Raw genomic sequence first — 8,810 nt, forward strand, 5'->3', positions numbered from 1 at the left:
ACTACGCCTTTTTGCTGATTCCATTATTCCCTCCTGAAAATAGATCAGAAGGTGTAAACCTTATTCAGGACGGGACACAGCGCACAAAAAAGGGCGAACCTGTGAGGGTTCGCCCTTTTTGCGCTTGCCTGGATCAGATCACAGCTTGGCTTGCAGCAGCGCCTCAAGCTTTTCCTGGTCACGAGCGAACTGACGAATACCTTCAGCCAGTTTCTCGGTCGCCATGGCGTCCTCATTCGACGCCCAGCGGAACTGCGCTTCTGTCAGGCTCTGACGCGCTTCGCCGGAGTGGCCTGGCGCCAGCTTGCGTTCCAGCTTACCGGTGTCGGCCGCCAGTTTCTCGATCAGGTCCGGGCTGATGGTCAGGCGATCACAGCCGGCCAGTTGCTCGATCTGATTCAGATTGCGGAAGCTCGCACCCATGACCACAGTCTTGTAGTCATTGGCCTTGTAGTAGTTGTAGATGCGCGTCACCGACTGCACGCCCGGATCATCGGCGCCGGTGTAGTCGTTGCCGTTGGCCTTCTTGTACCAGTCGTAGATGCGGCCCACGAACGGCGAAATCAGGAACACCCCGGCCTCGGCACAGGCAACCGCCTGGGCGAAGGAGAACAGCAGCGTCAGGTTGGTCTGAATACCTTCGCGTTCCAGCTTCTCGGCGGCGCGGATGCCTTCCCAGGTGGACGCGATCTTGATCAGCACGCGGTCGCGGCCAATGCCGGCCTTTTCGTACAGCTCGATCAGACGGTGCGCGCGTTTCAATACGGCGTCAGTGTCGAACGACAGGCGCGCATCCACTTCAGTGGAAATACGCCCCGGAATCACTTTCAGAATCTCTTGACCGACCGCGACCCCAAAGCGGTCGCTGGCCAGGCCCACGTCGCCTTTGCAGTCGCTGACACAGGCGTTCAGCAAATTGGCGTATGCAGGAATGGCCGCCGCTTTCAGCAGCAGGGAAGGGTTGGTGGTGGCATCCACCGGTTTAACGCGAGCGATTGCCTCGAAGTCGCCGGTATCGGCCACTACGGTGGTGAATTGTTTGAGTTGTTCCAGCTTGGAAGTCATGAGCGTGCTCTATCCTGTGGGTCTGTTGACATTACCCGAGCGCTGACAGCCACTCAAGGGCGCAAATGCGTAACAACGGCCTGGGCGGCAACAACCTGAGAACAGGCGTTTGAAAGGCCCGGCGCTATCCGCTAATTACGATGTCAAAACAGACCACAGGTTCAACCGGAGTGACGGTTAACGCCCCTCCAACAACTCCGCCGCCTGATCCAGCAATGCCAACGGCTCTTTAGCCTTGTGAATATCCACCGACAACAACTGCCGAAACTTGCGCGCCCCCGGAAAACCGGTGCCCAAGCCCAACACATGCCGAGTGATATGGTGCATCGAACCGCCAGCGTCCAGGTGCGCGGCGATATAAGGCCGCAACTGTGCCAGCGCCTCGGCCCGTGAAATCACCGGCGCCGTGCTGCCGAACAGCTGCTGATCGACCTCAGCCATCACATAAGGATTGTGATACGCCTCGCGGCCCAGCATCACGCCGTCAAAGGTCTGCAAATGCTCGTGACAGGCCTCCAGCGTCTTGATCCCGCCGTTGAGGATAATCTCCAGCTCCGGAAAATCCGTCTTCAACTGCGCCGCCACGTCATAGCGCAACGGCGGAATGTCCCGATTCTCCTTCGGCGACAACCCCTCCAGAATCGCAATCCGCGCATGCACCGTAAAACTGGTACATCCCGCATCCCGAACCGTCCCGACGAAATCGCACAGCTCAGCGTAACTGTCGCGCCCATTGATCCCGATCCGGTGCTTCACCGTCACCGGAATCGACACCGCATCGCGCATCGCCTTCACACACTCCGCTACCAACACCGGATGCGCCATCAGGCACGCACCAATCATATTGTTCTGCACCCGATCACTCGGACAGCCGACATTCAGGTTCACTTCGTCGTAACCGTGCTCCTGGGCCATGCGTGCGCAGGCAGCCAGGTCGGCTGGGACGCTACCGCCTAACTGCAGCGCGAGCGGGTGTTCGGCTTCGTTGTGACGGAGGAAACGCTCGTGATCGCCATTGAGGAGCGCGCCGGTGGTGACCATTTCTGTGTAGAGCAGAGCGTGCTTGGAGAGCAGGCGCAGGAAGAAACGGCAATGGCGATCGGTCCAATCCATCATCGGGGCGACGGAGAAGCGGCGGGAGAGGGGGGCGGGTGCTGCGGTGATTGAAGGCATTGGCGTTTCTGGAATGGGTGGGGCTGGGAGGTCAGAGAGTTTATCAGGATTGAGCCGATGGGGTTGAAGGGAGTCCTGTGGCTGGGAATCATCAGGATGCTGTGAGCAGCGGCGACTGGATTGAACAAGACAGCTATAAAAAGGACTGATAGCATCTGGCTACTAACTGGATTGCTGTTCGAGGAAGAGATCCTATTAATTCGGTTTCCGGTTCCGTGGTTAATAACGAACAAGATTGTTGAGGCTGCTAAGAAACCTGTGGGGACTTTTCAGGTTTGATGCAAAAAGAGGTAGTAACTTTAAAAATCTGCCACCTATGTTTTTTTTCGTAAATGCATAAAATTGAAAGGAGTCGAGTTTGATATTTACTAATATTGATGTTTTTGAGCGAAGAATGGTTTGTGCGGCTACAACGGTCGCTTTTTTCTCGGTTAAGTATCACTCCTGTGTTTTGGAGTGCGTGTACTCTATGAGTCAAAAGAAATTTCTGTTTGCATTTGTAGATCATAATATAGGCTTTACTTTATCTTTAAAGGGGAATTATGCAAGTGCATATATTAATCATCCGGATGCTGTGGAGCAGTTGATGAATTGCAGGGGGCATAATAGGTATGATCCTGTAAATTTTTACGATTTTTTAAATGCTCAATTACCATTTGTTGAGTTTGCGCAGATAAGTAATATCCAGTATGTGCGGGTGGTTTGTAGGGCGGTGTCTGAGTTCGAAGATAGGATTTATTTTAATCATTGGAGACGTGCGAATATATCTGAGCGGCAGTTGAATAAAACTATCGAGCTTATGGGGAATGAGGTGGTTGATTTTTGTGTTCAGAACACGTTAACTCCAGTTTTTCATACGCAACCAACAGATCGGACTTTGGCTGTGCTTGAGGATTTCAAGTTGGATCATGAACGGTATGGTGTGGATAGTTGATGTAGTAGTTAGATAGGGAGATAAAGGGGAGACGGGTTTGTTTTGCTGCGAAATTAAATAGCAATTCGGGGGCGGACCAGGTTTTTTTGCCAGTTTGATTAAGCTGGTGCCAAATTATCGTGGTCTGTCCCCGATTTTTACTTCAAAACACTCGGGGATTACGCGTTTGGTCCTGGATAACTCCTTGCTTTTCGTATAGGTATGCGTTTTTTGATGGAGGTTGATCAATTGAGGAGGGACGGAATGAAGCTTGCTGATATGCTGGCATTTAGGGCGAGTTTGCTAGAGGTGGTATTAGTTGCTGTATTTTTGGCATTGGGTATAAACATATTTTCCTCCGGGGTCGTAAACTATTTAGGTCTATCAGACTTGGCTGCGTTGGCTGTCGGAGGGATGTTTGTAATAGTGTCGATAGTGTTTTTGGTGAGCAAACTGAAGCCCGGGAACAGTGGAAGGTTTGAGTTCGAAACCGTTATCTGCATTGATGCAAGCTCAAAGCAGCTCATCGATATCCCCGGCTGTGATTTTGCTAATAAGGTCGGTCAATATGTGAGATCACTCTGCTCGGAAAATGGAGCGATAGACTACATGTGGAAAAAAGACCCAGTTGCGTTCGATTATTTTTTGTCGAATGATTCTGGGGCTAAAGCATCTCCTAAATCAAATAAGCTTCTCAAAGAAGCAATTGAATACTATGCGTTGACGTTTCTATCGCTGCATCTAAATAGTTATTTCGCTCGACGCGGATCGCTTGAAAATGCTGACCTAGTGACGTTAACGAGAAAGAATATCCCAAATGTCTTGCTCGATAACCGGTTTTTGGAGCTGTTTTCAAAGCCAATGGAGGAGCGGGAAGCTTTCTTGCATAGGGGAGGAGGCGGAGTCTCGTTTGATGGTGAGGTGGTTTATGCTCGGGGCACCGGTGGCGCTATTTATGATCGCTTCGATTTAACTCTTCCTAAAGGAAGCTCTGTTTCAAGAGAGGCCGATGGCAGCATAACTATCAAAACTAAGCGTTTCAAGATTAATATAAGTCCTCAGTTCGAAGGTGTTAACGATAATTTGCCGGATAACTTCGAAGAGCTGTATATGGGGCGCAGTTGTGTTGATGTTAATACATTTTCAGTCGGTCTCGTGGTTTCGGTAGGATTTTCTGTTTGGTCGCTAATGACCGCAAAGGGATGGGGTTATTACTGGTGGCTTGACTCATTTTTAGATCGGTTAGAAAAAAAGTGCTCAATCAAAAGCTTTCTAGAAAAGATATCGTGGTCTCAAAACTCAGCGTTGATTCATATGATTAATCTCGGGAATCGTGAAAAAGTGAAAGAATCTAACGAATCTGTAGGTTTGGTGAAGTAGTTCTGTGGAAGGTGCGCGGGGAAATGACCCGAATCAATGGGGGCGGATTTATTAGCATCATCAGGGGGGTAAAACATAAATCTGAGAATCATCTAGCCGGCCTCCCCACCTCACGGAGGTGGCGCAAAATTCAAGGTGCGAACTTAGACTTTTGCAGCGAGGAGGCCGTGATGAAATTCTGTGGCATAGACCTGCATTCGAACAACAGTGTTGTGGTGATTACCGACGAAACGGACCGAGTCCTGGTCAGTCGGCGCTGCCTTAATGAGTTGGCGCAAATCCTCCCGCTACTCGAGCCGCACCGAACCGATTTGCTCGGTGTCGTGGTTGAGTCGACGTACAACTGGTATTGGCTAGTCGATGGCCTCAAGGCGGCGGGCTTCGAGGTCAAATTGGCCAACCCTGTGGCGATGAAACGCTATGAGGGTTTAAAGCATTCCGATGACAAGGATGATGCGGCGTTCCTCGCGCATTTGTTGCGCCTGGGGATTTTGCCGACGGGCTATATTCATCCACCGCAAGAACGCGCACTGCGAGATTTAGCGCGTAAACGCATTCAGTTGGTACGCAGCAGAACGCAGCATATTCTGGCCGTCGAGAACATCATGGCGCGCCAGTTTGGCCACCGGATGAGCTGCAATGACGTCAAAGGGCTGTCCGCCACCTCCGTCGACCGGCTGGACCTGTCGACGGAGGTGGCGCTGGCGATGAAAGCCAATGTCGCCATCGTCCAGGCTTTGCAGGCTCAGATTGATGTTCTTGAGGACCGATTGCTGCATGAAGCCAGCCTGCGTCCGGAGTTTGGTTTGTTAAAAACAATGCCTGGCGTTGGTGAAGTTTTGGCCACGGTCATCATGTTGGAAACAGGAAATATCGAGCGCTTTGCCGACGTGGGCAACTTCGCCTCCTATGCCCGATGCGTCAAAAGTGCGCATTACTCCAACGGTAAGAAAAAGGGTGAGGGTAATACCAAAAATGGCAACGCCTACTTGATCTGGGCCTTTATCGAAGCGGCTAATTTTGCTCGACGCTTCAGTGAAGACACCAAACGCTTTTTCGAGAAAAAGAAGGCCAAGACCAATGCCGTGATCGCCACCAAAGCCCTGGCGCACAAACTGGCGCGGGCGAGCTATCACATCCTGAAGGAGAAACAGCCTTTCAATGCCAAACGCTGTTTCGCTTAAAGGGCGAGTTAGGTGATGGCCGATCAACCAAAAAGGGACTGGCGAGAACCATGAAATCTGAGTGCCGGCCGGCTGTCACCGCCTGAGTATGTTGCAACCGGGTCGTCTGCCAAGTGAGCCCGTCGGGACTGGACGTGCGTTTGCACGAGCCACAGCTCTGTGACACGTTTTGGACACATTGGCGGCACCAACGTTTCTCTGGGGCAGTTACCTGCCAGGGCGGTGGTTTGCTGTATCGCGACCGCTTGATCCACATGGGTGTCAGGCACGACTCAGTCGTAGCCAGTGATGAGGAAACGGGTTCGATCGGTTCAACCGATCAGGTTTGACGAAGGAAACACCCTGCCGTTAAAAAGCAGGGCGGGTCGGCTTTGGATCTTGACGTAGGACCGGCTAATGGGTGTCCCCATTATTTGTTGGTAGGCTAAAGAAATTCGGTCCATTTGTCGTCTTTAAGGTACTTGACCTACTCACCGTTTTTGGGCTGATACGACCCACGAAGGATTTATACGTCCATTTAGTTACGCGACAAATGAAGAGGGAAATATGGCGATTGATATCGATTTTTCCAAGCGATACGAATATGAGGTGGATGTATATCACGACGATTTAGGAATGCTTGGGAGTGGATCTCTTTCCTTTGGCGCAGGGGAGTTCGCACGCGTTAGTTTTGATGTTTTAAGTGGCTTTCGGCAGCCTACTGGCGAGGGTGTGCTAAAGGCTAAATCTAAAGATGGTGATAGGTTTACTCTGTTCAATTGCCAGTACGAAGAGTACTTTTTATACGCTGACTTTTTAGTTGTCGGAGATGTTAGTCAAGGCTTTAGATCCGTGTCAGTACGGTATAGCGATATCACCGAATGGTTTTTACGTGGTCAAGTTGTAAAAGGTACGGTAGGCGAAAGCCTTGTTTGGGTGAATCCGGCACAACAACTAAATGTATCCATAGGTATCGATGATAAGTGCTTCTCTATTCGGAGTGATACGGTTGGTGGTATTGCAAAGCGTGGGGAGGAGCGCGTGATACATGAGTTTACGATGTTTACTATTGAACAGCACAACGATGTGTTTAATGTTTCGGATCTGAGGGATAAGTCTCTAGAGCTTTCTAATTTGTTGTCTATAATTGTTGCTCAACCATTATCTATAGTTGGTATGTATGTCAGGTGTGATGTTGGGCATTCTATGGCTGCCTACTTTCCAACATTTAAAAGATGGGATTATGCAGTCGGCAGTTTTGATTTTTTTCGCAGATGTCTAATTTCTAAAGCGACTCTTGATGGTCGATGGCAATCTATTTTCGAAAGATTTTATAGGTCGAAGTATCGAGAGGTGTCGTGGGTTCGGCTCGCAGGGATGCAAAGATATGAAGGGTTTTGGGAGTATAAGGTATTAGGCTATGTAAGTTTGCTTGATCGCTATGTTACCCATTATTCCGATCTGCATATGCCGCAGTCATTGCCTCAAAGAACCAAAAAAGCAAATAAGTTAATTCTGGGTTTGAAGTCAATCAAGCACACGCTTGATGAGGATCAGCGATGTGAGTTGGAAACTCTTATTGATTCGATTTTTTCGACTCGTGATCCTGATTTTTCCGATAAATATAATTTCGTCATAAATTTAGTTGATCCTGATATTTTAAAAATCATAAATATATCGTCGGATGATTTTACCTTGATAAAGTATGTCAGGGATAAAGTTGCCCACGGTGATGCCTTGGATTTGAAGAAGAGTCCTCACGAAAAAATACATGTGATAGTTCAAAAGCTGACCCTGCTAATGACTTACCTTGCCTTGATGGATTTTGGGTTGAGGCCGCTGGAGTTCGCTCGCGATTTTGAGCGATCTTGTAACTCTTTAAAATATGGCGCTGGCTTGGATGTTATACATCTTGAACGTATCACCGGTGCAGCACGTTTTTTGACTGTCTCAGAGGACGTTTATGACAGTTTTTCGAACGTACAGGGTATTTTGATAGATATTTGCTTTTCGCAGGATTCTGGAGGATTAGTTGGCCGCTCAGAGCGGCATATGTTGTCTTACAGGGATTGGACAAAGTCTCAGTCTGCCCGCTCAGGGCAAAGTACTTATGAAGATATATTCGGAGTGGCAAAGCACCTGATTGAACATTGGGGGACCGCCTATATGGAATGTGGCGATAGACGGAGAGAAATAATAAATGCGTTCGTGATTAAAGATATCTGAGTACTCTAGGGCACGCGATATAACTGGCTCGGCACAAGATTGGAGGCGAGCTCTGCTAGGGATCGCCACCCTCGCTTTAATTAGCAAAAATCGAAGCATAGCGGCGTAATCGGAAAGGCCAATTTCAGGTCGAGGACGGGGATAGGGTAATTTTGGTAAGGCGACGCGGGTAGGGGGTTGTAGCCCTTATAAACCGTAGCTTTGGCGTATTATCTCAGAGGGTAATATTTGGTAAGGCTGGAGGTAATATTTTCCAAGTATTTGATTTTAAAGGGTTTCGTTCGGGGCTGGAATTACTAAGGTCGAAGGTAATTTTCTAACCTATTCCTTACCCTATTATTATTTATATAAAATTTACTCAAGTAATTGATTTTATTGATGTTTTATGCGGATAAAAAAGAAATTACTAAAATTACCTTTTCCCAGGGGTCAACCTAAAAACCGGGTATTGCAGAGGGGAGGGGCCAGACTGGCGCTTCCACACAAATCGCGTAACTGTCACCAGCTTCGCCTGACGCTACCTCGATACCGCTGGAGGCCTTGAAAATAGTGGAGCGGGTGAAGGGAATCGAACCCTCGTTATCAGCTTGGGAAGCTTCCGACAAAGCCTGATGGTCCGGCTGCGATAGTGCTCGTGACTGGAGCTGAAAATGGATGCTTAAATTTTGCTACAACGGGCGGAAGAAGGAAGTAGGCAGGATGGAAGCAAGTGTTGCTGGCACAAAAGTGGTACGGGCGGTTCGGAACAGGTCAATGGGCCTTTGTTTACGGGGGCGGAGCGATTAGTAAGTCCAATCCATCATCGGGGCGACGGGGGGTGTCAGAAATTTTGTGTTCGGGCATAACATGAGCAAGAGGTGCATGTATGCCAACCAAAAAGAAACCTGCGT

Annotated in this window: 6 protein-coding genes; 4 read left to right on the top strand and 2 right to left on the bottom strand. The window is 49.2% G+C overall.

Going from position 1 to position 8,810, the window contains the following annotated elements; all coding sequences use genetic code 11:
- Positions 1-138 precede the first annotated feature (138 nt).
- Both tal and dusA read right to left on the bottom strand, forming a co-directional pair.
- Positions 139-1,065 carry a transaldolase gene (gene tal, locus AC1RJ3_RS29455; RefSeq protein ID WP_103315312.1) on the bottom strand — a complete coding sequence of 309 codons (927 nt, stop codon included), beginning with the start codon at positions 1,063-1,065 and terminating at the stop codon, positions 139-141.
- 177 nt (positions 1,066-1,242) lie between these two features.
- On the bottom strand, positions 1,243-2,238 hold the full coding sequence (dusA, locus tag AC1RJ3_RS29460; RefSeq protein WP_493081961.1) for a tRNA dihydrouridine(20/20a) synthase DusA: 996 nt from the start codon (positions 2,236-2,238) through the stop codon (positions 1,243-1,245).
- 358 nt (positions 2,239-2,596) lie between these two features.
- On the opposite strand from dusA, the gene AC1RJ3_RS29465 reads away from it, so the two are divergent.
- The 4 genes from AC1RJ3_RS29465 to AC1RJ3_RS29480 all read left to right on the top strand — a co-directional run bounded on the left by AC1RJ3_RS29465 (position 2,597) and on the right by AC1RJ3_RS29480 (position 7,920).
- Positions 2,597-3,172, top strand: coding sequence for a DUF6037 family protein (locus AC1RJ3_RS29465; protein ID WP_493081963.1), 576 nt, complete (start codon positions 2,597-2,599; stop codon positions 3,170-3,172).
- A gap of 243 nt (positions 3,173-3,415) precedes the next feature.
- On the top strand, positions 3,416-4,531 hold the full coding sequence (locus AC1RJ3_RS29470; protein WP_493081965.1) for a hypothetical protein: 1,116 nt from the start codon (positions 3,416-3,418) through the stop codon (positions 4,529-4,531).
- A gap of 23 nt (positions 4,532-4,554) precedes the next feature.
- Positions 4,555-5,715 carry an IS110 family RNA-guided transposase gene (locus tag AC1RJ3_RS29475; RefSeq protein ID WP_493081967.1) on the top strand — a complete coding sequence of 387 codons (1,161 nt, stop codon included), beginning with the start codon at positions 4,555-4,557 and terminating at the stop codon, positions 5,713-5,715.
- A 546-nt stretch (positions 5,716-6,261) separates the two neighbouring features.
- Positions 6,262-7,920 carry an ApeA N-terminal domain 1-containing protein gene (locus tag AC1RJ3_RS29480; RefSeq protein WP_493081969.1) on the top strand — a complete coding sequence of 553 codons (1,659 nt, stop codon included), beginning with the start codon at positions 6,262-6,264 and terminating at the stop codon, positions 7,918-7,920.
- Positions 7,921-8,810: the final 890 nt, after the last annotated feature.

It is taken from the genome of Pseudomonas sp. GW822-FHT04C11, assembly GCF_058800905.1.

What these genes read in the sequence shown, in the direction of transcription:
- AC1RJ3_RS29475 (WP_493081967.1), top strand. Translation starts at nt 4,555, where the DNA reads ATGACCCGAATCAATGGGGGCGGATTTATTAGCATCATCAGGGGGGTA.
- AC1RJ3_RS29470 (WP_493081965.1), top strand. Translation starts at nt 3,416, where the DNA reads ATGAAGCTTGCTGATATGCTGGCATTTAGGGCGAGTTTGCTAGAGGTG.
- AC1RJ3_RS29480 (WP_493081969.1), top strand. Translation starts at nt 6,262, where the DNA reads ATGGCGATTGATATCGATTTTTCCAAGCGATACGAATATGAGGTGGAT.
- tal (WP_103315312.1), bottom strand. Translation starts at nt 1,065, where the DNA reads ATGACTTCCAAGCTGGAACAACTCAAACAATTCACCACCGTAGTGGCC.
- dusA (WP_493081961.1), bottom strand. Translation starts at nt 2,238, where the DNA reads ATGCCTTCAATCACCGCAGCACCCGCCCCCCTCTCCCGCCGCTTCTCC.